The sequence below is a fragment of the Nonomuraea sp. NPDC049486 genome (assembly GCF_040676925.1).
In the GTDB taxonomy this organism is placed as follows: Bacteria; Actinomycetota; Actinomycetes; order Streptosporangiales; family Streptosporangiaceae; genus Nonomuraea; species Nonomuraea ferruginea.
In genome coordinates this window covers 1-25,745 of sequence record NZ_JBFAPV010000014.1, presented here as the reverse complement: position 1 = coordinate 25,745, position 25,745 = coordinate 1, and the positions used below count along the sequence as shown (strand labels likewise).

The 25,745-nt window shown below is 71.1% G+C and carries 25 protein-coding genes and 1 tRNA gene; 7 read left to right on the top strand and 19 right to left on the bottom strand.

Annotated features, from left to right (window positions below):
* Window positions 1–114 precede the first annotated feature (114 nt).
* From cysN to AB0K05_RS33395, 9 genes are all read right to left on the bottom strand, one after another.
* Window positions 115–1,377 carry a sulfate adenylyltransferase subunit CysN gene (gene cysN, locus AB0K05_RS33435; protein ID WP_148029113.1) on the bottom strand — a complete coding sequence of 421 codons (1,263 nt, stop codon included), beginning with the start codon at window positions 1,375–1,377 and terminating at the stop codon, window positions 115–117.
* On the bottom strand, window positions 1,377–2,291 hold the full coding sequence (gene cysD / locus AB0K05_RS33430; RefSeq protein WP_148029112.1) for a sulfate adenylyltransferase subunit CysD: 915 nt from the start codon (window positions 2,289–2,291) through the stop codon (window positions 1,377–1,379). Before cysD ends, cysN begins: the two co-directional genes overlap by 1 nt.
* Before the next feature lie 20 nt (window positions 2,292–2,311).
* A complete protein-coding gene (locus AB0K05_RS33425) occupies window positions 2,312–3,076 on the bottom strand; it encodes a 3'(2'),5'-bisphosphate nucleotidase CysQ (protein ID WP_187280932.1) in 765 nt (254 codons plus the stop codon).
* Window positions 3,076–4,428, bottom strand: a complete 1,353-nt coding sequence (locus tag AB0K05_RS33420; RefSeq protein ID WP_364234813.1) for a sugar transferase — start codon at window positions 4,426–4,428, stop codon at window positions 3,076–3,078. The genes AB0K05_RS33425 and AB0K05_RS33420 overlap by 1 nt, the downstream gene beginning before the upstream one ends.
* Window positions 4,429–4,632: 204 nt before the next feature.
* On the bottom strand, window positions 4,633–5,217 hold the full coding sequence (gene pth, locus AB0K05_RS33415; RefSeq protein ID WP_148029110.1) for an aminoacyl-tRNA hydrolase: 585 nt from the start codon (window positions 5,215–5,217) through the stop codon (window positions 4,633–4,635).
* A 61-nt stretch (window positions 5,218–5,278) separates the two neighbouring features.
* Complete coding sequence (locus AB0K05_RS33410; protein ID WP_364234530.1) at window positions 5,279–5,887, bottom strand: 50S ribosomal protein L25/general stress protein Ctc; 609 nt, start codon at window positions 5,885–5,887, stop codon at window positions 5,279–5,281.
* 144 nt (window positions 5,888–6,031) lie between these two features.
* Window positions 6,032–7,009, bottom strand: a complete 978-nt coding sequence (locus tag AB0K05_RS33405) for a ribose-phosphate diphosphokinase (protein WP_148029108.1) — start codon at window positions 7,007–7,009, stop codon at window positions 6,032–6,034.
* Entirely contained in the window at window positions 7,006–8,457 is a 1,452-nt protein-coding gene (gene glmU, locus AB0K05_RS33400) for a bifunctional UDP-N-acetylglucosamine diphosphorylase/glucosamine-1-phosphate N-acetyltransferase GlmU (RefSeq protein ID WP_364234527.1), read from the bottom strand. Before glmU ends, AB0K05_RS33405 begins: the two co-directional genes overlap by 4 nt.
* Window positions 8,458–8,582: 125 nt before the next feature.
* Window positions 8,583–8,654, bottom strand: a tRNA-Gln gene (locus AB0K05_RS33395).
* Window positions 8,655–8,837: 183 nt separating this feature from the next.
* Between AB0K05_RS33395 and AB0K05_RS33390 the strand changes: the two genes are divergently transcribed.
* From AB0K05_RS33390 to AB0K05_RS33375, 4 genes are read left to right on the top strand one after another with little or no spacing between them, the layout of a single operon-like run.
* Window positions 8,838–9,776: a fatty acid desaturase gene (locus AB0K05_RS33390; RefSeq protein ID WP_364234525.1), complete on the top strand. Its 939-nt coding sequence runs from the start codon at window positions 8,838–8,840 to the stop codon at window positions 9,774–9,776.
* Window positions 9,777–9,819: 43 nt separating this feature from the next.
* Window positions 9,820–10,752, top strand: coding sequence for a TetR/AcrR family transcriptional regulator (locus tag AB0K05_RS33385; RefSeq protein ID WP_148029105.1), 933 nt, complete (start codon window positions 9,820–9,822; stop codon window positions 10,750–10,752).
* A gap of 53 nt (window positions 10,753–10,805) precedes the next feature.
* Window positions 10,806–12,866, top strand: coding sequence for an RNA degradosome polyphosphate kinase (locus AB0K05_RS33380; RefSeq protein WP_271279481.1), 2,061 nt, complete (start codon window positions 10,806–10,808; stop codon window positions 12,864–12,866).
* Window positions 12,856–13,689, top strand: coding sequence for an NUDIX hydrolase (locus tag AB0K05_RS33375; protein WP_364234521.1), 834 nt, complete (start codon window positions 12,856–12,858; stop codon window positions 13,687–13,689). The genes AB0K05_RS33380 and AB0K05_RS33375 overlap by 11 nt, the downstream gene beginning before the upstream one ends.
* On the opposite strand, the gene AB0K05_RS33370 is transcribed toward AB0K05_RS33375, so the two are convergent.
* From AB0K05_RS33370 to AB0K05_RS33360, 3 genes are read right to left on the bottom strand one after another with little or no spacing between them, the layout of a single operon-like run.
* Complete coding sequence (locus AB0K05_RS33370) at window positions 13,684–15,162, bottom strand: CYTH and CHAD domain-containing protein (RefSeq protein WP_364234518.1); 1,479 nt, start codon at window positions 15,160–15,162, stop codon at window positions 13,684–13,686. The genes AB0K05_RS33375 and AB0K05_RS33370 overlap by 6 nt on opposite strands.
* A gap of 55 nt (window positions 15,163–15,217) precedes the next feature.
* Window positions 15,218–15,565 carry a VOC family protein gene (locus AB0K05_RS33365; protein WP_364234515.1) on the bottom strand — a complete coding sequence of 116 codons (348 nt, stop codon included), beginning with the start codon at window positions 15,563–15,565 and terminating at the stop codon, window positions 15,218–15,220.
* Window positions 15,562–16,320, bottom strand: coding sequence for a trans-aconitate 2-methyltransferase (locus tag AB0K05_RS33360; protein ID WP_364234513.1), 759 nt, complete (start codon window positions 16,318–16,320; stop codon window positions 15,562–15,564). The genes AB0K05_RS33365 and AB0K05_RS33360 overlap by 4 nt, the downstream gene beginning before the upstream one ends.
* A gap of 68 nt (window positions 16,321–16,388) precedes the next feature.
* Between AB0K05_RS33360 and AB0K05_RS33355 the strand changes: the two genes are divergently transcribed.
* Window positions 16,389–16,886 (top strand): MarR family transcriptional regulator, encoded by a 498-nt coding sequence (locus AB0K05_RS33355; RefSeq protein WP_148029099.1) that lies wholly within the window; start codon window positions 16,389–16,391, stop codon window positions 16,884–16,886.
* An 8-nt stretch (window positions 16,887–16,894) separates the two neighbouring features.
* Here the strand turns inward: AB0K05_RS33355 and atpB are convergent, their stop codons facing one another.
* Window positions 16,895–17,668 (bottom strand): F0F1 ATP synthase subunit A, encoded by a 774-nt coding sequence (gene atpB / locus AB0K05_RS33350; RefSeq protein ID WP_148029098.1) that lies wholly within the window; start codon window positions 17,666–17,668, stop codon window positions 16,895–16,897.
* Window positions 17,669–17,735: 67 nt separating this feature from the next.
* Here atpB and AB0K05_RS33345 point away from each other — a divergent pair, with 67 nt between their 5' ends.
* Complete coding sequence (locus tag AB0K05_RS33345; RefSeq protein ID WP_148029097.1) at window positions 17,736–18,443, top strand: TetR/AcrR family transcriptional regulator; 708 nt, start codon at window positions 17,736–17,738, stop codon at window positions 18,441–18,443.
* Here AB0K05_RS33345 and AB0K05_RS33340 read toward each other — a convergent pair.
* The 5 genes from AB0K05_RS33340 to AB0K05_RS33320 all read right to left on the bottom strand — a co-directional run bounded on the left by AB0K05_RS33340 (window position 18,440) and on the right by AB0K05_RS33320 (window position 23,452).
* The gene (locus tag AB0K05_RS33340) at window positions 18,440–20,236 is read right to left on the bottom strand and encodes an ABC-F family ATP-binding cassette domain-containing protein (RefSeq protein WP_364234507.1); all 1,797 of its coding nucleotides are present in this window, start codon (window positions 20,234–20,236) and stop codon (window positions 18,440–18,442) included. The two genes, AB0K05_RS33345 and AB0K05_RS33340, sit on opposite strands and share 4 nt — an antisense overlap.
* Window positions 20,237–20,325: 89 nt before the next feature.
* Window positions 20,326–21,222 carry a 4-(cytidine 5'-diphospho)-2-C-methyl-D-erythritol kinase gene (locus tag AB0K05_RS33335; protein WP_271279489.1) on the bottom strand — a complete coding sequence of 299 codons (897 nt, stop codon included), beginning with the start codon at window positions 21,220–21,222 and terminating at the stop codon, window positions 20,326–20,328.
* 107 nt (window positions 21,223–21,329) lie between these two features.
* The gene (locus AB0K05_RS33330; protein ID WP_271279490.1) at window positions 21,330–21,725 is read right to left on the bottom strand and encodes a RidA family protein; all 396 of its coding nucleotides are present in this window, start codon (window positions 21,723–21,725) and stop codon (window positions 21,330–21,332) included.
* Complete coding sequence (locus tag AB0K05_RS33325; protein WP_271279491.1) at window positions 21,722–22,909, bottom strand: MFS transporter; 1,188 nt, start codon at window positions 22,907–22,909, stop codon at window positions 21,722–21,724. Before AB0K05_RS33325 ends, AB0K05_RS33330 begins: the two co-directional genes overlap by 4 nt.
* Before the next feature lie 63 nt (window positions 22,910–22,972).
* The gene (locus tag AB0K05_RS33320; RefSeq protein WP_271279492.1) at window positions 22,973–23,452 is read right to left on the bottom strand and encodes an Rrf2 family transcriptional regulator; all 480 of its coding nucleotides are present in this window, start codon (window positions 23,450–23,452) and stop codon (window positions 22,973–22,975) included.
* Window positions 23,453–23,602: 150 nt separating this feature from the next.
* Between AB0K05_RS33320 and AB0K05_RS33315 the strand changes: the two genes are divergently transcribed.
* Window positions 23,603–24,559 carry an arginase family protein gene (locus AB0K05_RS33315; protein ID WP_345482908.1) on the top strand — a complete coding sequence of 319 codons (957 nt, stop codon included), beginning with the start codon at window positions 23,603–23,605 and terminating at the stop codon, window positions 24,557–24,559.
* Here the strand turns inward: AB0K05_RS33315 and AB0K05_RS33310 are convergent.
* Window positions 24,532–25,182 carry an NlpC/P60 family protein gene (locus tag AB0K05_RS33310; RefSeq protein ID WP_345482909.1) on the bottom strand — a complete coding sequence of 217 codons (651 nt, stop codon included), beginning with the start codon at window positions 25,180–25,182 and terminating at the stop codon, window positions 24,532–24,534. The two genes, AB0K05_RS33315 and AB0K05_RS33310, sit on opposite strands and share 28 nt — an antisense overlap.
* Window positions 25,183–25,745: the final 563 nt, after the last annotated feature.

Genomic DNA, 25,745 nt, shown 5'->3' with positions numbered 1-25,745 from the left:
TAGCGCGGAGAGTAATCGTACGATCGCGAAACGTAAAAAGGATCTACCCACCGCGACAGAAAGCCCGGGCCTTCGGCGGAAGGCCCGGGCCGCCGTGTCGGCGCGACGTGAAGGTCAGCGGGAGTCGATGATCATGCCGGCGCCGACCGTGCCGTTGGTGGACTCGTCGATCAGGATGAAGCCGCCGGTGAGGCGGTTGCGCCCGTAGTCGTCGACGAACAGCGGCTGGGTGACCCGCAGCGTGACGCGGCCGATCTCGTTGAGGCCCAGCGAGGTGGCCTCCTCGTCACGGTGGAGCGTGTTGACGTCGAGGCGGTACTGCAGGTCGCGCACCAGCGCGCGGGCCGTGCGGGTGGTGTGCTTGATGGCGAACTTGGAGCGCGGCGCCAGCTTCGCCCCGTCGCCCATCCAGCAGATCATCGCCTCCAGGTCCTGGGCGACCTGCGGCTGGTTGTTGGGCCGGGCGATCATGTCGCCGCGCGAGATGTCGAGGTCGTCCTCGAAGCGCAGCGTCACCGACATGGGCGGGAACGCCTCCTCCACCGGCCCGTCGAAGGTGTCGATGGCGGCGATCCGGGTGGTGAGCCCGGACGGCAGGTGGACGACCTCGTCGCCGGGCTTGAGCACACCGCCGGCCACCTGGCCGGCGTAGCCGCGGTAGTCGTGGAAGGCGTGGTCGGTGGCCTTCTGCGGACGGATCACGTACTGCACCGGGAAGCGCACGTCGACCAGGTTGCGGTCGGAGGCGATGTGCACGTTCTCCAGGTGGTGGAGCAGCGAGGAGCCCTGGTACCAGGGCATGTTCTCGGAGCGGGACACCACGTTGTCGCCGTGCAGCGCCGAGATGGGGATGAACGTCAGGTCGCCCACGTTGAGCTTCGAGGCGAAGGCGGTGAACTCCTCGCGGATCTCCTCGAAGCGGTCCTCGGAGTAGCCGACGAGGTCCATCTTGTTGACCGCGAGGACCAGGTGGGGCACCCGCAGCAGCGAGGCCAGGAAGGCGTGGCGGCGCGACTGCTCCAGCAGGCCCTTGCGGGCGTCGATCAGGATGATCGCCAGGTCGGCGGTGGAGGCGCCGGTCACCATGTTGCGGGTGTACTGGATGTGACCCGGGGTGTCGGCGATGATGAACTTGCGGCGCGGCGTCGCGAAGTAACGGTAGGCCACGTCGATGGTGATGCCCTGCTCCCGCTCGGCGCGCAGGCCGTCGGTGAGCAGCGACAGGTCGGTGTATTCGGTGCCGCGGTCGCGGGAGGTGCGCTCGACGGCTTCGAGCTGGTCCTCGAAGATCGCCTTGGAGTCGAACAGGAGCCGCCCGATCAGGGTGGACTTGCCGTCGTCGACGCTCCCCGCAGTGGCAAAGCGAAGAATGTCCATTAGAAGTAGCCCTCCCGCTTGCGGTCCTCCATGGCGGCCTCCGAGGCGCGGTCGTCGGCCCTGGTGGCCCCGCGCTCGGTGATCCGGGTGACCGCGATCTCCTCGATGATCTCCTCGACCGTGGCGGCCTTCGACTGCACGGCGCCCGTGCAGGTCATGTCGCCTACGGTGCGGTAGCGTACGACGGCCTCGAAGAGCGGCTCGTCGTCGCCGCGCTGGACCACGTCGCTGTCGGGCAGCAGCATGCCGTCGCGCTCGAAGACCTTGCGCGTGTGGGCGAAGTAGATGGAGGGGATCTCGATGCCCTCACGCCGGATGTAGTCCCAGACGTCGAGCTCGGTCCAGTTGGACAGCGGGAAGACCCGGATGTGCTCGCCCCTGCGGATGCGGGCGTTGTAGAGGTTCCACAGCTCGGGGCGCTGACTCTTCGGGTCCCACTGACCGAAGTCGTCGCGGAAGGAGAACACCCGCTCCTTGGCCCTGGCCTTCTCCTCGTCGCGCCGGGCGCCGCCGAAGACGGCGTCGAACTCGTGCTCCTCGATGGCGTCGAGCAGGGGGACGGTCTGGATCCGGTTGCGGGAGGCCCGCCTGCCGGTGTCCTCGGTGACCCGCCCGCTGTCGATGGCGTCCTGGACGCTCGCCACGACGAGGCGGGCGCCGAGCTCGGCGGCCCGCCGGTCGCGGAACTCGATCACTTCCTCGAAGTTGTGGCCCGTGTCGACGTGCATCAGCGGGAACGGGATGGGCGCGGGCCAGAACGCCTTCTCGGCGATGCGTAGCATGACGATCGAGTCTTTACCGCCGGAGAAGAGCAGACAGGGTCGCTCGAATTCGGCCGCCACCTCGCGCATGATGTGCATGGCCTCGGCTTCGAGTACGTCGAGCTGCGACGTGGTGTAGTCGCGCTGGAGCATGAGGGTCTTCCTCCGGCGGTTCAGCGGTGCAGGTCCCGGATCCCGGCGAGCAGTGATCGCGCCAAGTCGGGTAGGGAAACCAGGATATCGGGTAGTGAGGGGTCGGCTTGGTTATAGACCGGGGGCGTGCCGTCGATGCGGCTGGCGTGCGCCCCGGCGGCGAGTGCGACGGCCACCGGCGCGGCGGAGTCCCACTCGTACTGGCCGCCGGCGTGCACGTAGGCCTCGACCTCTCCGGTCAGCACGGCGGAGATCTTCGCGCCCGCCGATCCGATGGGCACCAGGTCGGCGCCGACGTGGTCGGCCAGCCGCCGCACGAACTCCGGCGGGCGGGTGCGGCTCACCGCGATGCGGAAGCGGCCCTCGGGGGCGGCGGGCAGCTTGGGCGGCTCGGCCGTGGTCAGCGTGCGGCCCTGGGCGGGCAGGGCGACGGCGCCGGCCGCCAGCCGGCCCCGCTCCCACAGCGCGACGTGCACGGCCCAGTCGGCGCGGCCCTCCTCGGAGAACTCGCGGGTGCCGTCGAGCGGGTCGACGATCCACACCCGGTCGGCGCTCAGCCTGCGCGGGTCGAGCCGCTCCTCACGGGTGGCCTCCTCCGACAGGACGCTGTCGTCGGGCCTGAGCCGGGCCAGCGCCTCCATCAGGAACTCGTGGGCGGCCCTGTCGCCCTTCGCGCGCAGCGCGCCGGGGTCGCCGAACCCCTCGCGCTCGCGGACCGCCAGCAGGAGAGCTCCCGCCTCGGTCGCCAGATCGGCTGCGACGGTGTGGTCGTCGCGATTCGTCATCAATATGCTCCTTGCCCACGTGCGACGGCCGACCAAGTCTTCCACAGGATCTGGAGATCGAGCGTGAGCGACCAGTTCTCCACGTAACGCAGGTCCAGTCGGACGGATTCCTCCCAGGACAGGTCGGACCGGCCCTTCACCTGCCAGAGCCCGGTCAGCCCCGGGCGGACGAGCAGCCTCCTGCGCACGTCGTCACCGTAGCGCGCCACCTCCTCGGGCAGCGGCGGACGCGGCCCGACCAGCGACATGTGGCCGAGCAGCACGTTGATGAGCTGGGGCAGCTCGTCGAGCGAGTAGCGGCGCAGGTAGACGCCGAGCGGGGTCACCCGGGGGTCGTGGCGGACCTTGAACAGCGGGCCGTCGCCGTCGCTGACCAGCGTGAGCTTCTGCCGCTCCGACCCGCGCCGCATGGTGCGGAACTTCAGGATGGTGAAGAGCCGGCCGTCGCGCCCCACCCGCGTCTGGCGGAACAGCGCCCGCCCCGGGCTGGTCGCGCGCACCGCGATCGCCAGCCCGGCCAGCAGCGGGGAAAGCAGCACCAGCAGCGAGGCGGCCACCAGGCGGTCGAACACGTTCTTGACGAGCTGGCGGGCGCCGGCCAGTTGGGGGTGCTCGACGTGCAGCAGCGGCAGCCCGGCCGCGGGCCTGATCGTGGTGCGCGGCCCGGCGACGTCCATCAGCGCCGGGGCCACCACCAGCTCCGTGTGGGTCGCCTCCAGCCGCCAGGCCAGCCGGCGCAGCGCCACGCCGTCCATCTCGGGGCAGGCGAGCACGGCCACGGTGTCGGCCTGCACCTGGTCGACGACGAGCGGCACGTCGCTGAAGTGGCCGGCCACGGGCACCTGGGTCACGCCACTGGGCGACGCGCCGTCGGGCAGGCAGGCCGCCACCACGTCCAGCCCGTGGTGGCGCTCCAGCCGGAACAACCGCACCAGCTCGTCGATCGACGGCCCGTGGCCCACGGCCAGGACCCTGCGCATGCAGGCGCCTCCGGCCCTGCGCCGGTGCAGACTCCGGCGCAGCGCGTACCGGAACCCGAGCGTCAGCAGGGTGACCAGCGGCAGCGCGAGCACCACGTAGCCGCGGGCGACGTCGGCCTTGGTGAGGTACGAGCCGACGGCGAGGGCCGCGGTGAGCCCGACGCCGCACCGCACGATTCTCTGGAACTCCTCGGAGCCGATGCCGATCATGCGCGGCTCGTACGCCCTGTTGAGCGCGACCGCGCACACCCACACCGCCGGCAGCACCGCGCTGAGCAGGAGGTACGGCAGCGCGTAGGCGGTGACGTCGCCGAACCTGCAGCAGAAGGCGGCGGTGGCGGCGAGGCAGGCGGCGAGCAGGTCGGCGGCCATGGCGCGGATCTGGTAGCCGCGCACCCAGGTGGGCCGCCTGGGCCCCGCAGGCCAGGCGAGGGAAGGGCCGGCTTCGACGACGGCCAGCCCTTCGCCACGAGATCCCTCACGCACGCGCCCTCCCCGTGACCGATAGTTGACACACAGTCACCAGATCGTAGCGGTGGGTGAGGGGTGCCGCCCGCGAACGTCTCTATGCGGGGATCAGCGAGGAGGGCCGGAAATCTTGAGATCTGACCGGTGGAAGTCGTTCTGGGTGGCTTCGAGCCCGCGTTCCATCAGCGACTCGGCCACGTCGGCCGCCCGGTCGACGAGGAAGGGCAGGTCCTTGCGCTCGGCGGTGGCGAAGTCCTTCAGCACGAAGGCGGCGGGGTCCATACGGCCGGGCGGGCGCCCGATGCCGAACCGGACCCGCAGGTAGTCGCGGGTGCCGAGGCTCTTGGTGATGGACTTGAGCCCGTTGTGGCCGTTGTCGCCGCCGCCCAGCTTGGCGCGGAGCGCGCCGTACGGCACGTCGAGCTCGTCGTGCACCACGATGAGCCGATCGGGCCCGATCTTGTAGAAGTCGGCGAGCGCCTTGACCGGCCCGCCGGAAAGGTTCATGTACGTCAGCGGCTTGGCCAGGACGGCGGCCCGCGTCTCCAGCGCCTCGGCCCGGCTCTTGTGCGCCTTGAACCGCCCGCCCGCCCGGGCGGCCAGCTCGTCGAGCACCATGAAGCCCGCGTTGTGCCTGTTGCCCGCGTAGCCGGGACCGGGGTTGCCGAGCCCGACGATCAGCCAGCGGTCCATGTGTTCCTCTCAGAACGGGACGGGGCAGCGGGCGCACGGCCCGCTGCCCCGTCACCGGACGTCACTCGGCGGCGGCCTCGGCGGTCGCCGCTTCCTCGACCACGGGGCCCTCTTCCTCGGCCGGGGCCTCGGTCGGCTTGGCGATCACCTGGACGATCACGGTCTCCGGGTCGGCCTCCTTGAGCGAGGCGCCCTCCGGAAGCTGGATCTGGGCGGCGGTGATGGCGGCGCCGACCTGCAGGCCCTCGACGTCGACCTCGACGCCGGTCGGGATGTTGGTGGCCTCGGCCTCGACCGACAGCGTGGTGAACTGCAGGTCGAGCAGGCCCTCGGGGTTGACGACGCCGACCGTGTTGACCGGGATCTCGACGGTGACCTTCTCGCCGCGCTTGACCAGGAGCAGGTCGACGTGCTCGACGAAGCCCTTGATCGGGTCGCGCTGGACGCCCTTGGGCAGCGCCAGCTCGTTGACGCCGTCGCCCTCCAGGCGGATCAGCACGTTGGCGGTGCGCAGCGCGAGGAGGACCTCGTGGCCGGGCAGCGTGAGGTGCTTGGGCTCGATGCCGTGCCCGTAGAGGACGGCGGGCACCTTGTTGTCACGGCGGATCTTGCGGGCGGCGCCCTTGCCGAACACGGTGCGCGGCTCGGCGGCGATACGGACTTCAGACACGACATCTCCTAGGGATGCAGAGATCGGATTACTGCGCTCCCCCTCACCCGCCCTAGCGGAAGGCGTTACGAGCGCAACCTGGTCAGTCTATAGCGTCGCGCGGCGGGCTCCGTCAGCGTCGGCTGCCGGGCCCGCCGCCGGTGGCTAGGAGTCGCCCTCGAACAGGCTGGTCACCGAGCCGTCGGTGAAGATCTCGGTGATGGCGCGGGCGATGAGCGGCGCGATCGACAGGACGGTCAGCTTGTCGAACTGCTTCTCCTGCGGCAGGGGCAGCGTGTTGGTGACGATGACCTCGGAGATGCGGGAGTTCTTCAGCCGGTCGACCGCGGGGTCGGAGAAGACCGCGTGGGTCGCGGCGACGATCACGTTGGTGGCGCCCTGCTCGTAGAGGGCGTCGGAGGCCTTGCAGATGGTGCCGGCGGTGTCGATCATGTCGTCGATCAGCACGCAGGTGCGGCCGCGCACCTTGCCGACGACCTCGTTGACCTTCACCGAGTTGGCCACGTCGAGGTCGCGGCGCTTGTGGATGAAGGCCAGCGGGGTGCCGAGCGTGTCGGCCCAGCGCTCCGAGAGCCGCACCCGGCCGGTGTCGGGCGAGACCACGGTGGTGTTGGCCAGATCGAGCCGGTTCTTCAGGTGGCTCTCCAGCACCGGCATGGCGAACAGGTGGTCGACCGGGCCGTCGAAGAAGCCCTGTATCTGCGAGGTGTGCAGGTCGATCGACATGAGCCGGTCGGCGCCGGCGGTCTTGAACAGGTCGGCCATCAGCCGGGCGGTGATGGGCTCGCGGCCGCGGCCCTTCTTGTCCTGCCTGGCGTAGCCGAAGAACGGCATGACCACGGTGATGCGCTTGGCGGAGGCCCGCTTGAGCGCGTCGACCATGATGAGCTGCTCCATGATCCACTGGTTGATCGGCTCGGTGTGAGCCTGGATCACGAAGGCGTCGCAGCCTCGTACGGATTCGAGGTAGCGGGCGTAGATCTCGCCGTTGGCGAAGTCGGTCAGTTTGGTGGGGGTGAGGGAGACGCCGACGTGTTCGGCGATCTCCTCGGCCAGCGCCGGGTGCGCTCGCCCGGAGAAGAGCATGAGGTTCTTCTCTCCGGGCTGCTTGATGCTGGTCATGAGCCATTCTCCCGCTGTTGCTGCTCGGCCAGCGCCCGCTCGGCGGCCGCTGCCGACTTCGTGCCCGCGCGCCTGCGCAAGACCCATTTCTCGATGTTGCGCTGACGCGCTCTCGCCACCCCGATCGCCCCGGGTGGCACGTCGCCGTCGATGACCGAGCCGGCCGCCGTGTAGGCGCCGTCGCCGATCGTCACCGGGGCGACGAGCATGGTGTCGCATCCCACGAAGGCGCCGTCGCCCACCGTGGTGCGGTGTTTCTCGACGCCGTCGTAGTTGACGAAGACCACGGCCGCGCCGATGTTGGCACCGTCGCCGATGTCGGCGTCGCCGGCGTAGGTCAGGTGTGGCACCTTGGACCCCTCGCCGACCTTGGAGTTCTTCATCTCGACGAAGGTGCCGGCCTTGGACCTGCGGCCGAGGACCGTGCCGGGGCGCAGGTAGCAGTAGGGGCCGACGCTGGCCTCCGGGCCGATCTCGGCCTGGTCGGCGACGGCGTTGCGCACGACGGCCCCGGCGCCGACCCGGGTGGCGGTCAGCGTGGTCGCGGGGCCGACCTCGGCGCCGGCCTCGACGACGGTGCGGCCGTGGAGCTGGGTGCCGGGGTGGATGACGGTGTCGGGCTCGATCACGACGTCCACGTCGACCCAGGTGGTGTCGGGGTCGACGACGGTGACGCCGGCGCGCATGTGGCGCTCCAGCAGCCGCCGGTTGAGCACCTTGCGGGCGAAGGCGAGCTGGACGCGGTCGTTGACGCCCTCGACCTCGGTGTGGTCGGCGACGGTGCAGGCGCCCACGCGGTGGCCGTCGCCGCGCAGGATCGCCAGCACGTCGGTGAGGTACTCCTCGCCCTGGGCGTTGTCGGTGGAGACCCGCTTGACGGCGTCGGCCAGCAGCTCGCCGTCGAAGGCGTAGATGCCGGAGTTCATCTCCCTGATCGCGCGCTGCTCCGCGCTCGCGTCCTTCTCCTCGACGATCTCCATGACGGCGCCGTCCGCGTCGCGCACGATGCGGCCGTAGCCGGTGGGGTCGGGGACCTCGGCGGTGAGCACGGTGACCGCGTTTCCGTCGGAGTCGTGGCGCTCCAGCAACTCGGCCATGGTCTCGGCGCGGAGCAGCGGGACGTCCCCGTACGTGACCAGGACCGTGCCGGAGATCGTGCCGACCTCCTCCAGGACGGTGCGGACGGCGTGGCCGGTGCCGCGCTGCTCGCGCTGGACGACGGCGCGGGCGTCGGGGCTGGTGCGGGCGAGGTGGCCGCCGACGCGTTCGAGCGCGTGGCCGATGACGACGACGAGCCGCTCGGGGCCGAGGTCACGGGCGGCGGCGAGCATGTGGTCGACCAGGGCTCGGCCGCACAGCTCGTGCAGGACCTTCGGGGTCTGGCTCTTCATCCGGGTGCCCTCGCCCGCGGCGAGGACGATGACTGCTGCCGGGCGCGGCACACTCACGGACTGAGGCTCCCTGTGGATTGATTGATCAGGGCAAAGGCGCGGCTACCGCACCGCCACCCTCCCGACACCGTGAGAATACCTGCCCGCCATGTGGCGCCCCTATGGGGGGAGCGGCGGTAAAGCTCCCGGAAGAGGATTCGAACCCCTACAAAGTGGACCAAAACCACTTGTCCTGCCGATTAGACGATCCGGGACCGGCCAGACGCCAGGCGCCCGACACATCCCTACGATACCGACCCCGCGCCCGGGTCCGCGCCCCGAATACCGGCTACACGCCGGGGCAGTCCGGCACATTGAGGTCTTCCTAACTTACGTTTGCGTAGGTTACGGTGACGTAGGAAGGACATTAGTCCCGGAAAGATCCAGAGAGGTTGCCCATGACCGTTCTTGCCGAGCGCTCGACACCCGGCCCGAAGCCCGACTTCGAACCAGAGCCACGCACCAAAGCCGAACTCGTGACCTTCGCGCTCGTCGTCGGGCTCCCCCTGGTCGCGATCGCGGCGGCGGTCCCCTTCGCCTGGGGATGGGGTCTCGGCTGGACCGACATCGCCATCGCCGGCGTCTTCTACGTGGTCTCCGGGCTCGGCGTGACCGTCGGGCTGCACCGCTACTTCACGCACGGCTCCTTCAAGGCCAAGCGGCCGCTCAAGATCGCTCTGGGCGTCGCCGGCAGCCTCTCGCTGGAGATGTCCGTGCTCGACTGGGTGGCGACGCACCGCAAGCACCACAAGTTCTCCGACAAGGAGGGCGACCCGCACTCCCCCTGGCGCTTCGGGCCCGGCTTCAGGTCGATGTCCAAGGGCCTGCTCTACGCCCACATGGGCTGGCTGTTCGACGCCGAGCGCACCAACCGCGAGAAGTACGCCCCCGACCTGGTCAAGGACCCGGACGTGATGAGGCTGCACCGGTGGTTCGGCGCGCTGGCCCTCACCTCGATCGTGCTGCCCGCCGTCATCGGCGGCCTGGTCACCTGGTCCTGGCAGGGCGCGCTGACCGCCTTCTTCTGGGGCACGCTGGTCCGCATCGGCCTGCTGCACCACGTCACCTGGTCGATCAACTCGATCTGCCACGTGTTCGGCGAGGAGGAGTTCCAGGTCCGCGACAAGTCGCGCAACGTCTGGTGGCTGGCCATCCCGTCCTTCGGCGAGTCCTGGCACAACCTGCACCACTCCGACCCGACCTGCGCCAGGCACGGCGCGCTGAAGGGCCAGATCGACATCAGCGCGGCCATCATCCGGCTCTTCGAGAAGCTCGGCTGGGCCCACGACGTCCGCTGGCCGTCGCCGGAGAGGCTGGCGGCGAAGCGGATTGTCTGATATTTCGACGGCGGTGGCCGGTGATCCGCCTGTCACCGCCATTATGGGAACCGTGACCGAATCCCGTTCGCGCAGGCGCATGACCGGTAGAGAGCGCAGAGAGCAACTGATCCTGATCAGTCGCACGCTGTTCGCCGAGAAGGGGTTCGACGGGACCTCGATAGAGGAGATCGCCGCGACGGCGCAGGTTTCCAAGCCGGTGGTCTACGAGCACTTCGGCGGCAAGGAAGGCGTCTACGCCGTGGTCGTCGACCGGGAGATGCAGAAGCTCCTGAGCATGATCACCGAGGCGCTCTCCGCCAGCCACGCCCTCGTCAAGCTGGAGCGCGCCGCCCTGGCGCTGCTGCGCTACATCGAGGAGAGCAGCGAGGGCTTCCGCATCCTGGTCCGCGACTCCCACGCGGCCTCCGGTACCGGCACGTTCGCCAGCCTCATCAGCGAGATCGCCAGCCAGGTGGAGGACGTGCTGGCCGACGAGTTCGCGGAGCGCGGCTACGAGCCGAAGCTGGCGCCGATGTACGCGCAGATGCTCGTCGGCATGGTGGCGCTGACCGGCCAGTGGTGGCTCGACGCGCGCAAGCCGGCCCGCGAGGAGGTCGCGGCCCACCTGGTCAACCTGGCCTGGAACGGTCTGACCGGGCTGAACCCGCAGCCGGCGCTCTCCGCGACCACCCGCCAGCAGGTGCCGGCCAAGCCGCGCGCCGGCGACAAGGAGCTGCGCGAGCTGGAGAAGGCGCGCGAGAAGGAGCTGAAGGAGGCCGAGAAGGCCCGCCAGCGCGAGCTGCGCGAGGCGGAGAAGGCCAGGCTCCGCGAGCTCAAGGAGCGCGAGCGCCAGCTCAAGGAGGCCGAGAAGGAGCGCGAGAAGGTCCTCAAGGAGGCCGAGAAGGCCCGCGAGCGCGAGGAGCGGCTGCGCCAGCGCGAGGCCCGGCTGGCCGAGCGCGCCGCCCGGCTGGGGCAGGGCGAACCACCCGAATAAGTCGTTGCGGGAGAGTTAACGTCCCGTTCAACCTAAGTGGGCATATTTCAGATATGTCCGTTGAGCCACTCCCGCCCGATCACGACCTGCCCCTTCCGCAAGAGCGGTTCCTCAACCGCGAGGAGAGCTGGCTGCAGTTCAACGAACGGGTCCTGGAGCTGGCCGAGGACCCGTCGCTGCCGCTGCTGGAGCGGGTCCGCTTCCTGTCCATCTTCGCCAGCAACCTGGACGAGTTCTTCCGCGTACGGGTCGCGGGCCTGAAGCGCCGCATGGCCACCGGCCTGCTGCTGCGCACCAAGAGCGGGCTCAAGCCGAGCGAGGAGCTGGCCAGGATCGCCACCGTGGCCGACGCGCTCGCCAAACGGCACGCCGCCGCCTTCCACGAGCAGATCCGCCCGCGGCTCGCCGCCGAGGGCATCGAGATCGTCCGCTGGGACGAGCTGGGCCGCGAGGAGCGCACGGAGCTGCGCAAGCTCTTCAGGGAGCGGATCAGGCCGGTGCTGACGCCGCTGGCCGTCGATCCCGCGCATCCGTTCCCGTACATCTCGGGTCTGAGCCTCAACCTGGCCGTCGTGGTGCGGAACCCGTCGAACGACCACACCGTGTTCGCCAGGGTCAAGGTGCCCTCGCAGCTGCCGCGGCTGGTCCAGCCGTCCCCGAACCGGTTCGTGCCGCTGGAGGACGTGATCGCGGCCCACCTGGGGCAGCTGTTCAAGGGCATGGAGATCGTCCAGCACCACGTCTTCCGGGTGACCAGGAACGAGGACCTGGAGGTCGACGAGGACGTCACCGAGAACCTCATGCAGGCGCTGGAGAAGGAGCTGCGCCGCCGCAGGTTCGGGCCGCCGGTGCGGCTGGAGGTCGAGGACACGATCTCCCAGGAGGTCCTCGACCTGCTGGTGGAGGAGCTGGAGCTCGATCCGCACGAGATCTACCGGATCCCCGGGCCGCTGGACATGACCGGCCTGAACGTGATCGCGGACCTGGACCGCGGTGAGCTCGCCTACCGCCCTTTCGTGCCGGCCGAGGCGATCGGCGCCGCCGATGACGTCTTCGCGGTGCTGCGTGAGCGCGACGTGCTGCTGCACCACCCGTACGACTCGTTCGCCACCAGCGTGCAGCGCTTCATCGAGGCGGCCTCCGCCGACCCGCGCGTGCTGGCGATCAAGCAGACCCTCTATCGCACCAGCGGCGAGTCCCCGATCGTGGACGCGCTCATCGACGCGGCCGAGGCCGGCAAGCAGGTCGTGGTGGTCGTGGAGATCAAGGCCAGGTTCGACGAGCACGCGAACATCTCCTGGGCGCGCAAGCTGGAGCGGGCCGGCTGCCACGTGGTCTACGGCGTGGTGGGGCTCAAGACCCACTGCAAGCTGGCGCTGGTGGTGCGGCAGGAGCCGTCGGGCGAGCTGCGCCGCTACTGCCACATCGGCACCGGCAACTACAACCCCAAGACGGCCAGGCAGTACGAGGACTTCGGCCTGCTCACCGCGGACCCACTGGTCGGCGAGGACGTCACGGACCTGTTCATCCACCTGACCGGCTACTCCCACCACTCGGCCTACCGGCGGCTGCTGGTCGCCCCGCACTCGCTGCGCGGCGGGCTGCTGGCCAGGATCGAGCGGGAGATCGCCCACCAGCGGGCGGGCCGCCCCGCGCGGATCAGGATCAAGACGAACTCGCTGGTGGACGAGCCGATCATCGACGCGCTCTACCGCGCCTCGCGCGCCGGCGTGCCGATCGACCTGTGGGTGCGCGGCGTGTGCACGCTGCGCCCCGGCATCCCGGGCCTGTCGGAGACCATCCGGGTGCGGTCGGTGCTGGGCCGGTTCCTGGAGCACTCCCGGGTGTACGAGTTCGGCCTGGGCAGGCGGCCGGAGGTGTGGATCGGCAGCGCCGACCTGATGCGCCGCAACCTGGACCGCCGGGTGGAGGCCCTGGTCAAGGTGACCGCGCAGCAGCACAAGGCGTACCTCGTGGACCTGATGGACCGGGTGATGGCCGACACGACGAACACCTGGTGGCTGAACGGCGACGGGAACTGGGTCCGCCACCCGGGCGAGGACCTGCAGAGCCGCCTGATCGGGATGCGCCGCTGGAGGAGCGTTGACGACTGACCCGCTCCGCGCCGCCGGAGCCGTGATCTGGCGCGGCGAGGAGAGCCGCCCCGAGGTCGCCCTCGTCCACCGCCCCCGCTACGACGACTGGACCTTCCCGAAAGGGAAGCTGAAGGCCGGCGAGCACGTGATCGCCGCCGCGCTGCGCGAGGTGCGCGAGGAGACCGGGCTGACCGTGGCGCTCGACCGCGCCCTGCCGCCCGTGCACTACCCGCACGGGACCCGGCTCAAGCGGGTGGACTACTGGGCGGGCCGGGTGGCGGAGGAGGGCCCGTTCGTCGCCGGCGACGAGGTCGACGAGCTGCGCTGGCTCCCCGTCGACCGGGCCCGCGAGCTGCTGACCTACGAGTGGGACACGGGCCTGCTGCGCGCGCTGTCGGCCGCGCCGCTCGCCACCGTCCCGCTGGTGCTGGTACGGCACGCCTCCGCCGGGTCGCGCCAGACCTGGCAGCGCGCGGACTCGCTGCGCCCGCTCGACGCCGAAGGGCTGGCCCAGGCGGCGGCGCTGGCCACCGTGCTGCCCGCGTACCGGCCCGCCGTCCTGCTCAGCTCGCCCAGTCTCAGGTGCGTCCAGACGCTCGCGCCGTACAGCTCGCACCTGCGGCTGGAGCCGCTGCTCAGCGAGGAGGGGCAGGACCCGCGCAAGACCACCGCCCTGGTCGGCGAGCTGACGGAGCGCGCGGCCGTGTGCAGCCACGGCAAGGTGCTGCCCCCTCTCATCGCCGCGCTCAGCGGCAGGGACGTGCGCCTGCGCAAGGGCGCGTTCGCGGTGCTGCACCGGGTGGGCGAGCGGGTGGTCTGCGCGGAGCGGTACGGGCTATAGCACCTTCTCGACGCCGGCCATGGTCTCCGACCAGACGCGGGGGAAGTCCTCGTGCGCCCGGTCGGCGGCGGCGCGCTCCAGCCCGGCCAGGACGCCGTAGGTGAAGGTGTCCTCGCCCGCCCGGCGCGCGGCCCCCGCCTCCTCGGCCAGCGTCTCCTGGGCGACGACCCCGTCCTGGTGGGCGCCGAGCACCTCCTGCACGTCCTCTGCCAGCTTGGCCAGCGTGCCCATGCGCTTGCCGAGCGTGTCGCGCAGCGCCTCGGCGGTGTAGCGGGCACGCTTGGCCGCCTTGCGCACGTCGTGCATGGCGATCTCGCGCTGCTCGGGGTCGTCGATGGCCTGGGCGGTCTCGTACGCCTTCGTCACCCGGTTCCAGTTGGCGGCGGCGACGTCGGCGAGCCGCGTCTCGGCCGGGTCGGCCGCGGCCTTGCCCAGCTCGGGCTCGGACACCAGCGCGTCGAGGGCGTCGAGCAGGGCGTAGTAGCGGTCGCCGCCGAGCGTCTCCCTGATCGTGTCGTAGCCTTCCCGCTCGCGCCTGAGCAGGTCGTCGCCGAGCCGGGCCCGGACGGGGCCGACGACCAGCTCGGGCGGGAGCCCGGCCAGCTCGCGGGCGAACCTGGCCCTGATCACCTCCAGGTCGCGGACCTCGCCCAGCACGCCGCCGAGCCAGCGCAGCTCGTCCTGGATCTCGCTGGTGTTCCTGACGACGGGTTTGAACGCCTTGAGCGCGCTGCGGAGCCTGCGGGCGGCGACGCGCATCTGGTGCACCGCGTCCTCCTCCTCGCGGCGCACCCGGGGGTCCTGGGAGAGGAGGTCCGTCACCTGGCCGGACAGATAGGCCATGACGGTGTGGCCCGCGGTTCCCGGTTCGAGGCCGGCGTGGGGGGCGGGCGGCGGGTCGAGGAGCTTGGCCAGCTTGCTGGTGGCCGGCGACGGCGTGGCGCCCGCCTTCCTGAGCCGCTTGCCGGTCTTGGCCAGCAGCTTCTCGTCGCCCTCCAGCAGCTCAGCCTCGACCTCGCGCCAGCGCATCACCGCCGGCGGGTCCGTGCCGTACACCGTGCCCTTGACCCGGTCGTCGGCGATCTCCACCAGCTTGCGGTCGCCGTCCTTGAGCAGGGTGACGCTCCTGCGGGTGTCGAGCTCGGCCACCACGCCCAGCTCGGCGCCCCGGGTGTAGGCGCGCACCAGCTCGGCCAGCTCGGCCGGGACGACCTTGGTGCTGCGGGTCAGCGGGATCGCGATCTCCTGCCGTACCCCTTTGGCCTTGGGCAGCTTCAGGTGCCAGCCGGGGTCGGCGCCGCCGCGCCTGCGTCTGAGAGTGACGCCGCGCCTGGCCAGCCGCAGGTCGGGGGTGTCGTAGTAGAGGGCGACGAGTTGGAAGCTCTTCGGGCCGACGACCTCGGCCAGGCCGCTCAGGTCAGGCAGCTGGTAATCGGCGGTGACGTCGAACTTGTCCTCGATCTCGATGCCCACGACACCTCACAAAAAGGTCGGATTTCGGACAATAATGCCACTCTACGCAGGCTCGTCACATGGCCTGAAGCAGCTCGATCCTGTTCCCTACCGGATCTTCGACGTACACCCTCCGGAAGCCCGGGAACAGGTCGTCGGGCACCGCGCCGGGGAGCTGGGCCACGAGCGCGTCCAGATCGTCCACCAGGAACGCCGGGTGCGCCTTGCGCGGCGGGCGGAAGTCCTCCTCCATCCCGAGATGGACCTCCAATCCGGGGCCGCGGAACCAGACGCCGCCCCACTTGGCCAGCTCCGGCGGCTTCGGCACCTCCCGCAGGCCGAGGATTCCGGCGTAGAACGCCCTCAGCTCGGGTTCGCTGCCGGGCGGCGCGGCGAGCAGGACGTGGTGCAGGCCAGTGATCATTTCTGCGCCACCACGAAGATCCGGCGGAACGGGAACGGCGTCCCGTACGACCCTGCCGGGTAGGCCCGCGCCAGCCGTTCGGCCAGCTCGGCCGTGAACCGCGCGCGCTCGCGGTCGTCCAGCCGGTCGAGCACGGGCCGCAGCGCGGTGCCGGAGACCCAGCCGAGCACCGGGTCCTCCCCCTCCAGCACGTGCACGTACGTGGTCTCCCAGGCGTCCACCCGGCAGCCGAAGCCGCTCAGCAGGTCCAGATACTCGACCGCGTCGCCGACGGGCCTGCCCCGATCGAGGTCGCCGAGCCGGTCCACCCAGCCGGGGGACGCGCACAGCTCGCGGATGGCGGCGTGGCTCGGGGCGTCGTAGTTGCCCGGCACCTGGAAGGCCAGCCAGCCTCCGGGTCTCAGCGCGTCCACCCACCGCTCGACGACGACGCGGTGCTCGGGCACCCACTGGAGGGCGGCGTTGGAGACGATCACGTCGACCGGCCTGTCAGGGTGCCAGGTGGCCACGTCGGCGACGGCGAAGGAGACCCCGCCGCCCAGCTCCCGCGCCTTGGCGATCATGGCAGGCGAGGAGTCGAAGCCCAGCACCTCCGCCCCGGGCCAGCGCCGGCCCAGCTCGGTGGTCAGCTCGCCGCTGCCGCATCCGGCGTCCACCACATATGCCGGGCTCTCGGCCCGTACTCTGGCCACGAGATCGAAGAACGGGCGCGACCGTTCTTCGCCGTAGCGGGCGTACGTGTCAGGGTCCCACATATCTCTTGACATAGAGATAATTGATATCGAGCTATTTATCTCGATGTCAAGACAGTACACTCGGGGCCATGACGGAAGCGCAGGACGAGGTCGACCGGCTCGTCGCGGCGTGGCGGGCGGAGCGGCCCGACCTCGACGTCGAGCCGCTGCAGGTGCTCTCGCGGATCTCCCGCCTGGCCAAGCACCTCGACCGGGCCAGGCGCGCGGCGTTCGCCGAGCACGGGCTGGAGCCCTGGGAGTTCGACGTGCTCACCGCGCTGCGGCGGGCCGGACAGCCCTACGAGCTGAGCCCCGGCGCGCTGCTGCGCGCCACCCTGGTCACCTCCGGCACCATGACCAACCGCATAGACCGCCTCGCCCAGGCGGGTCTCGTACGGCGCCGCCCCGACCCCGAGGACCGCCGCGGCGTCCTGGTCTCCCTGACCGACGCCGGGCTCGCCCGCGTCGACGCCGCCTTCACCGACCTGATCAGGCGCGAGCACACGCTGCTCAGCAGTCTGGAAGCGGACCAGCAGCACGCCCTGGCCGGGCTGCTGCGCACGATGCTGGCGCCCTTCGACACTTGATCGCGGGGTCAGTGCTCGGGCCGCAGCGACGAGCCGACGTACATGGCGGCGAGCATGGTGAACAGGTAGGCCTGCAGGAACTGGATGAAGATCTCGAACGCCGTCAGCACGATCGTCATGGCCACCCCGAGCACGCCCACGGCGAAACCCGGCAGAGTCGGCCGCTCGATCAGGAACCAGAACCCGACGGCGCTGAAGAACGCCAGCAGCGTGTGCCCGGCGAACATGTTCGCGAGCAGCCGCACGGCATGCGTGAACGGCGCGGTCACGAAGAAGTAGACCAGCTCCAGCGGCGCGTACAGGACGATCGCCAGTGCCCTGGGCAGCCCCGGCGGGAACATCATGCCCTTGAGATAACGGAACACCCCGTGCCGGGTGAAGGCCACATACAGCTTGACCAGGTAGACGGCGATCGCCAGCACCCACGGGAACGACGCCCGCGCGGTCACGGGGAACTGGAGCAGCGGGACGACCGCCAGCAGGTTCCAGACCAGGATCAGCAGGAAGAGGCTGAGCAGCAGCGGCATCCAGCGGTCGGCGTCCCGGCCTAAAAACGGCCTGGCTATCTGGTCGCGCACGAACAGGTAGACGTACTCGCCCACGTTCTGCACGCCGCGCGGCACCAGCTTGGGCCGGGAGTAGGCCGCCCAGGCGAACGCGCACACCGCCAGCGCCCCGAGGACGGCGAGCAGCACCGGCTTGGTCACCCACCCCTGCCACAGCGCGGGAAACTCGAACAGGTCGTCCGGGGACGGCGCACGAAAGTCGGGGGCGGCGGCCATGCATGCTCCTTCAGGGACAACCGGGTACGGTGTACCTAGTTTTCCAGCCCGGTACGGTGTACGCAATATGGAAAACGTGTGGATGCGGCCCGAGCGGCCCGCTCGGGGGCCTCGGCCCGGCTTCAGCAGGGCTCAGCTCACCGAGGCCGCGCTGCGGGTCGCCGACGCCGAAGGACTCGACGCGATCTCGATGCGCCGCCTCGCCGCGGAGATCGGCTCCGGCACGATGTCGCTCTACCGGTACGTCTCGGGCAAGGACGATGTGATCGACCTGATGGTCGACGCCGTCTCGGCGGAGTTCCTCCCGCCTGACGTCCCCAGCGGCGACTGGCGGGCCGACCTGCGCGCCCTGGCCATCCAGGGCCGCCAGGCGATGCACCGGCACCCGTGGATGGCCCGGGTGACCGCCACCCGGCAGTCCAGCGGCCCCAACGGCGTGCGGACCTTCGAGCGCGCCCTGTCCGTGGTCGACGGGCTGGGCCTGAGCATCGACGTCATGCTCGCCCTGGTGGGGTCGGTGTTCGCCTACGTCAACGGGTACGTGGCCGCGGAGATGGGCGAGCTGGAGGCCCGGCGGCGCACCGGCCTGGACGTGCAGCAGTGGATGGCGCGCCAGGCCCCCTATCTGGAGACGCTGCTCAAGAGCGGCGACCATCCGTTGTTCGCCCGGGTGGTCGCCGAGAGCGGGCGTGAGCTCGCCGACCCGGACGAGCGCTTCGCCTACGGCCTGGACCGCCTGCTCGACGGCATCGCCGCCGCACTCCCTGGCGGCTAGTCACCGAGGCGGTCGGCGGTCTCCAGCCATTCGGCCTCGACGGTCTCCTTCTGGGCCAGCAGGTCGCGGAGCCGCGCGTCGAGGTCGCCGAGCTTCTCGTAGTCGCCGGCCGCGCCGGCCATCTCGGCGTGCAGCTTGGCCTCCTGGCCGGCCAGCTTGTCGAGCTGCCGCTCCAGGCGGTTGAGCTCCTTGCGCAGCTCCCGCTCCTCCTTGGCCGACAGCCCCTGGGGCGCCGCGGGGGCGGACGGCTCGGGCCGGGCCTCCGGCTGGGCCGCCACCCGGGCCGTCTGCGCGGTGCCGGCCGCGCGCCGCTCCAGGTACTCGTCCACACCGCCGGGCAGGAGCGACAGCCTGCCGTCGCCGAGCAGGGCCACGCTGCGGTCGGTCACCCGCTCCAGGAAGTAGCGGTCGTGGGAGACCAGGATCAGCGTGCCGGGCCAGCCGTCGAGCAGGTCTTCGAGCTCGTTGAGCGTCTCGATGTCGAGGTCGTTGGTGGGCTCGTCGAGCAGCAGCACGTTGGGGTCGTCCATGAGCAGCCTGAGCAGCTGCAGGCGGCGCCGCTCGCCGCCCGACAGGTCGCCGACCACCTTCCACTGCGCCTCGCCCTTGAAGCCGAGGCGCTCCAGCAGCTGGGAGGCGGTCCACTCCTTCTTGCCGACCTGGACGTACTTGCGGATCTCCTCGACCGTCTCCAGCACCCGCCGGGTGGGGTCGAGCTCCGCCAGCTCCTGCGACAGGTGGGCGAGGCGGACCGTCCGGCCCTCGACGACGCGGCCGGAGTCGGGGGCGACGGTGCCGGCGAGCAGGCGCAGCACCGACGACTTGCCGGAGCCGTTGACGCCGATCAGCCCGACCCGGTCGCCCGGGCCGAACTGCCACGTGCAGCGGTCGAGCACCTTCGGGCCGGCGCCGGGGCCGCCCGCGTGGAGGGTGACGTCTTCGAGGTCGTAGACGGTCTTGCCGAGCCGGGCGCTGGCGAACTTCAACAGCTCGACGGTCTCGCGCGGCGGCGGCTCGTTCGCGATCAGCGCCTGGGCCGCGTCCACCCGGAACTTGGGCTTGGACGTGCGGGCGGGCGGGCCGCGGCGCAGCCAGGCGATCTCCTTGCGCATGAGGTTCTGGCGGCGCTCCTCGGCGGCCTGGGCGACGCGCGCCCGCTCGGCCTTGGCCAGCACGTAGGCGGCGTAACCGCCCTCGTAGCGCTCGACGCGGCCGTCGACGACCTCCCAGGTGCGGGTGGAGACGGCGTCGAGGAACCAGCGGTCGTGCGTCACCACGACCAGCGCGCTCCTGCGGCCGGACAGGTGGCCGGCCAGCCAGGCGATGGCCTCGATGTCGAGGTGGTTGGTGGGCTCGTCGAGCATGATCAGGTCGTGCTCGACGATGAGCAGCCGGGCCAGCGCGGTGCGCCTGCGCTCGCCGCCGGACAGGTCGCCCGCCTTGGAGTCGAGGTCGAGGTCGCCGATCAGGTTGCCGAGGATCTCGCGGACGCGCTGGTCGCCGGCCCATTCGTGCTCGGCCATGTCGCCCAGGACGAGGTCGCGCACGGTCATGCCGGGGTCGAGCGGGTCCTGCTGGGAGAGGAAGCCGACGCGCAGGCCGCGGGTGTGGGTGACGCGGCCGCTGTCGGGGCTCACGCCGCCCTCGATCACGCGGAGCAGGGTCGTCTTGCCGCCGCCGTTGCGGCCCACCACGCCGATGCGCTCGCCGTCCTCGATGCCGAGGGAGATGTCGGAGAGCAGCGGCTTGGGCCCGTAGGCGTGGGAGACCGACTCGAGATTGACCAGATTCATCGCATCCCCAGGGTATCGGCTCGCGACGAGCACACCACCCGGCGCGGGACGGACGTCGGGCCGCCACCCGGTGAGTTCGCGAGCGCGGGTCAGACGAGGGTGGCGCCCGGGGCGGGGCCTTCGGCGACGACGGCGGCGCGGGTGCCCGGGGTGGTGGCGAGCGCGCGGGCCAGCTCCGCGGCGTGCGCGGCGTCACCGGCGAGGAAGGCGCAGGTCGCGCCGGAGCCGGAGACGATCGCGCCCAGGGCTCCCGCGTCGCGACCGGCGCGCAGGGTGTCGGCCAGCGGCGGGTGGAGCGCGAGCGCGGCCGGCTCCAGGTCGTTGGCGAGGCGGCGGCCCAGCTCGGCGGCGTCGCCGTCGCGCAGCGCGGCCAGGAGCGCCGGGTCGGGCCGGGGCTCGGGGACGGGCGCGCCCTCCCTGAGGCGGTCGCACTCCTTGTAGACGTGGGCGGTGCTGAGCCCGGTGTCGGCGACCGCGAACACCCAGTGGAAGGGGCCGCCGACGGGCAGCGGGGCCAGGCGCTCGCCGCGCCCCGTGCCGAGCGCGGTGCCGCCCATCAGCGAGAACGGCACGTCGCTGCCCAGCTCGGCGCCGATCTCCATCAGCTCCTCGCGGGGCAGGCCGAGCCCCCACAGCTCGTCGCAGGCGACCAGCGCGGCGGCCGCGTCGGCGCTGCCGCCCGCCATGCCGCCCGCCACCGGGATCGTCTTGTGGATGACGAGCTCGGCGCCCCGATCGAGGCCCGCCCGCGCGGCCAGCGCACGGGCCGCGCGGACCGCCAGGTTGCCGTCGTGCAGCGGCACCTCGGCCGCCCAGCCGCCGGTCACCGAGACCGTGATCGAGCGGGCCTCCCTGGCCACCACCTCGTCGAAGATCGACACGGCGTGGAAGACGTTGACCAGGTCATGGAAGCCGTCCTCCCGCAGCGGGCCGACGGAGAGCTGCACGTTCACCTTCGCGGGCACCCGTACGGTCACCGAGCTCATCAGATCTTCTGCCACTTCCGTCGCTCCGAGGGTCGAGGACACTCGATCGTATCCGCGCCCGCACACTCCGCGTACCGGACGCGGGGCGCGCACCGACGGGACGGTGTTCAGCCGGTGACCGCCACGGCGTCCACCTCGAACAGCATGTCGGGCAGGGCGAGCGCGGCCACTCCGATCAGCGACTGCGTGGGCGGCAGGTCGCCCCAGATCTCCCGTACGGCCTCCAAGAGGATGTCCAGCTTGCCCGCGTCGTGGCCGACGATGTACGTCCGGATCTGGACGACGTGGCCGTAGTCCGAGCCGGCCGCGGCGAGCGCGGTGCCGAGGTTCGCGAACGACTGCCTGACCTGCTCGGCGAAGTCGCCGGAGGTCACGTGACCGTCGGGCCCGGAGGCGTACTGCCCGGCGATGAGGACGAGGTCCCCGGAGGCTCGTGCGATGTGGCTGTAACCGAAACCGGTGGGGTCGTGCAGCGTGCTGGGGTTAATGATGGTGGGTTTCATGATCGTGTTCCTTTCTGGATGTGCCGCGTCCGATTGACGCCGACGATGAGCGCGGCGGCCAGGGCCAGCCCGGAGGTCACCCACAGGACACCGGCGACGGCGACCCCGTCAGCGGTGAACCCGCCGAGCACGGCGCCGAAGGCGATGGACAGGTTGAAGGCCGCCACGAACAGCGACGACGCCGATTCGGTCATCTCGGGCGCGGCCTTGAGCATCCAGGTCTGCAGTGTCACCGACACCCCGCCGTAGGCCAGTCCCCAGACGACGAGCAGGACGGTGCCCGCGAACGGGCCCCCGGTCAGCGCGAACAGAGCAGTGGCCGCGGACAGGACGGCGGCGATCAGGATGAGCGTGCCGCGCAGGTGCGCGCGCACCCGGTGGCCGGCGAGGAAGTTGCCGACGACGCCCGCCAGCCCGTACGCCATCAGCAACGCGCCGATCCAGCCGTCGTCGATCCCGGCGAGGTCGTGCAGCAGAGGGCGGGCGAAGGTGTAGGCGGCGAAGTGCCCGGTGATCAGCAGGGCGGTGACGATCACGCCGATCCGGACACCCGTGTTCGCGCGCAGCAGGGCGGGCAGGTCGGGCAGGCCGATCGTGCGCTGCGCCGGCAGGCGAGGCACCAGAAGCAGCAGAGCGGCCAGCGCCACCAGCCCCAGGATCGCGACGCCGGCGAAGCCGCCGCGCCAGCCGGTCAGCTCACCGATCAGCGTCCCGGCCGGGACGCCGAGCACGGACGCGGTGGAGACGCCGCCGAAGATCACGGCGGTCGCGGCGGCGACCTGTCCGGGCGGCACCAAGCGGACCGCGAGCCCGCCCGCGATGGCCCAGAAGCCTCCGACGCTCACCCCGACGACGAGCCGTGCCACCAGCACGACGGCGAAGTGCGGGGCGAGTGCGCAGACCAGGTTCGCCACCGCCATGAGCCCGATCAGCCCGGCCAGCATGACCTTCCGGTCCACCGTTCCGGCCCGCGCCGTGAGCAGCGGGGCGGCCAGCCCGGCGACGAGCCCCGGGACGGTGACCATCAACCCGGCCGTGCCCGGCGAGACGTCCAGTGCCTCGCCGATCGGTGTGAGCAGGCCCACGGGAAGCAGCTCCGAGGTCATCAACACGAAGATCCCCAGCGTCACCGCCGAAACCGCTGACCACCCTTGCACCTTTTCCTCTAACTGGATAGGAAACATCTAGGATTTTCTCCAAAGAAAGCCGCTTCGGGAGAGGAGCCCCTCCCTTTCGCGGGCGCGGATTCAAGCTCGCCGGCTTCGCAATCCCTGGCGGGTCTCGTTCGGCGCGCCGGGGAACCGCGACTCGACCGTGGCCTTCACATCGGCGAGAGTGCGCGCGGCCAGCTCCGCCCGCCAGAGCAGCTCCGCCTTCCGCATGACCTGGGAGATCACACAGGTTTCCCGGTAGTCGATCCCCGGCTCGCCGTCGGGGGCGTCGCGCAGGATCTGGGCGCACTGGAACGCGTCCTCCGGCCCCTCGATCGCCACCACCACGTCCAGCACAGTGATCTTCCGAGGGTCGCGGGCGAGTTGGAACCCGCCACGCGGGCCGGAGACCGACGACACGATCCCCGCCCTCGCCAGCGCCTGCAACTGCTTGTTGAGGTACGCCGGAGGCAGCTTGAAGTAGTCGGCCAGGACCGCGGCCGGGACGGGGCGGCCGTCCTCGATCCACGTCAGGTTGAGGCACGTGTGCAGCGCCCACTCCACGCCCTCGCTCATCTTCACAATCCTGGATATTACGTATCCAGGATTGCCGCCGCAACTCCTGCGGATACCCGGTGGCCGCGACGACCGCCCGCCGTGAATCCTGGAGTGGAGGCCGGTCGCCGCCCGATCTGATCGACGGCGACTTCATGGAAGGAATGCGTCGTGGGTGGAGTGACGGTCATCGAGGTGCCGCAGTGGCGTGGGTCCGGGGCGGCGACGGCGGAGCGGCTGGTGGAAGGAGCCCGACTGCTGGGCGAGATGGTGCCGGCGGACAGGCGGGTGCGGGTCGAGGCGGACGACGACCTCGTGGTGACCGCGTCGCGCGTGCGGGAGGCGCTGTCGGCGGTAGGCGACGGTCTCGTGGTGACCGCGTCGCGGGCGCGGGAGGCGCAGGCGGGGAGCGGCGGCGGTTTCGTGGTGACCGTGGGCGGCGACTGCGGGGTGGAGCTGGAGCCGGTGGCGGCGGCGCGGCGCGCGTACGGAGATCGGCTGGTCGTGGTCTGGTTCGACGCGCACGGGGATCTGAACACTCCCGAGTCCTCGCCTTCGGGGGCGTTCCACGGGATGGTGCTGCGGGCGCTGGTGGACGAGGGGCCGCGAGGGCTGACCGCCGACCCCGGCGTCGATCCCCGGCGGGTGGTGCTGGCCGGGGTTCGGGATCTTGACCCCGGCGAGGCCGCGTTCGCGGCCGAGGCCGGGGTCGGGCACGTGAGGACCGCCGACCCGGACGCGCTCGTGCAGGCGGTGACGGCCGCGGGTCTGCCGGGCGCCGGCTCCTCCGGCCGGTTCCCCGCGTCCGGTCCGGGGGACGCGAGCGGCCCGCTTGCGCACGACATGGATACCGGGAAGGACCGCGACCCGGTGGTCTACGTGCATGTCGACCTCGATGTGCTGGAGCCGGAGGTGTTCGGGAGCGTGGGAAGCCCGGTGCCGGGCGGGTTCCTGCCGGAGGAACTCGTGCGCATGGTGACGGCTCTGGGCGAGCGGTTCGAGGTGGCCGGGCTCGGGATCACCGAGTACGAGCCCGGCCGGCCCGAGGATCGGGAGGTGCTCGCGCCCGTGGTGAAGGCGCTGGTCGAGGCGTGTGCCGGTCAGCCCGGACGCACCGCGCCACGGTAGACCGACCCGAAGTAGGGCGAGCGGAGGAACCGGACGATCTTGACCACGTCGCCGGTCTTGGGGGCGTGGACCATGAGACCCGCCCGGAGGTAGAGGCCGACGTGGGAGGGGTCGCCCGTCCCGCCGCCGAAGAAGACCAGGTCGCCCGAGCGGAGCCGGGACAGGGGGACGCGACGGCCCTGCCGGAACTGGGTGCCGGTGTAGTGACCGAGCCGGACCCCTGCCCTTCCCCATGCGTACATGGTCAGGCCGCTGCAGTCGAAGCCGACGGTGGCGGCTCCCCTGCCGATGCCCCTGGTGGGGCCGGAGCGGGACCCGCCGCCCCAGGAGAACGGGGTGCCGATCCGCGCCAGGGCGGCGGCCGCCGCGACCTCGCCCTTGAGGCGCCTGGTGACCGTGTCCGGCTTGGAGCCGGTGTCCGGTCTGGTGGCCCTGTCCGGCTTCGTGGCGCGCTCCGCCTCGCCCAAGCCGCTCACCTCGGGCAGGGAGAGACGGCACAGGGACGGGTGGTCGAAGAAGCCGCTGCCCGGCGCGGGACACAGAGCGGCGGCGTGGGCGGGGACGGGCACGGAGACGAGCCCACCGGCGAGAGCGAGCCCTATCAGACGGGTACGTGACTTCATGGTCGGCCTCCTCGTGATCGGGGAGGCCCAGGATCATCCGCGCGGCATGCCCGCCAACGGGCCGAACGGGGTTCTGGGGACAATGTCGAGCTGTCCACAGTCATGCGGACGGAGCTTGGACGACACGTCAACCCACGGACTGAGGTCGAGCATGGCGTCGCAGCCGGGTCTTGACCTAGATGTGAAGGGTCAGCGCGGTATGAGGGCCCACACGACTCGTTCGCCTACTTGCGTGCGGTCGGTGCCCCAGCATCCGTTGGTGAGGTCGTCCACAACCCACAGGCCCCTACCTCTCGTCTCCTCGGGGCCAGGCATCGAGGGCAGCGGAACACCCCCCGATACGCCGGAATCCACGACGCTCAACCGCCAGTAGCGCCTCTCCCTCTCCTCCACCGCGATCAGGCTCATCCTCACCCAGGGGCCGCCGCCGTGAACCACCGCGTTCGTCACCAGTTCGGATGCGATGAGTGTGGACGGTCAGGAATTTCTCCAGGTGGGCGGCCAGCCTGATCCAGGCTGGCGGCCATGAAATCTCCAGGTAGACGGACACGTAAAGTCCAGGT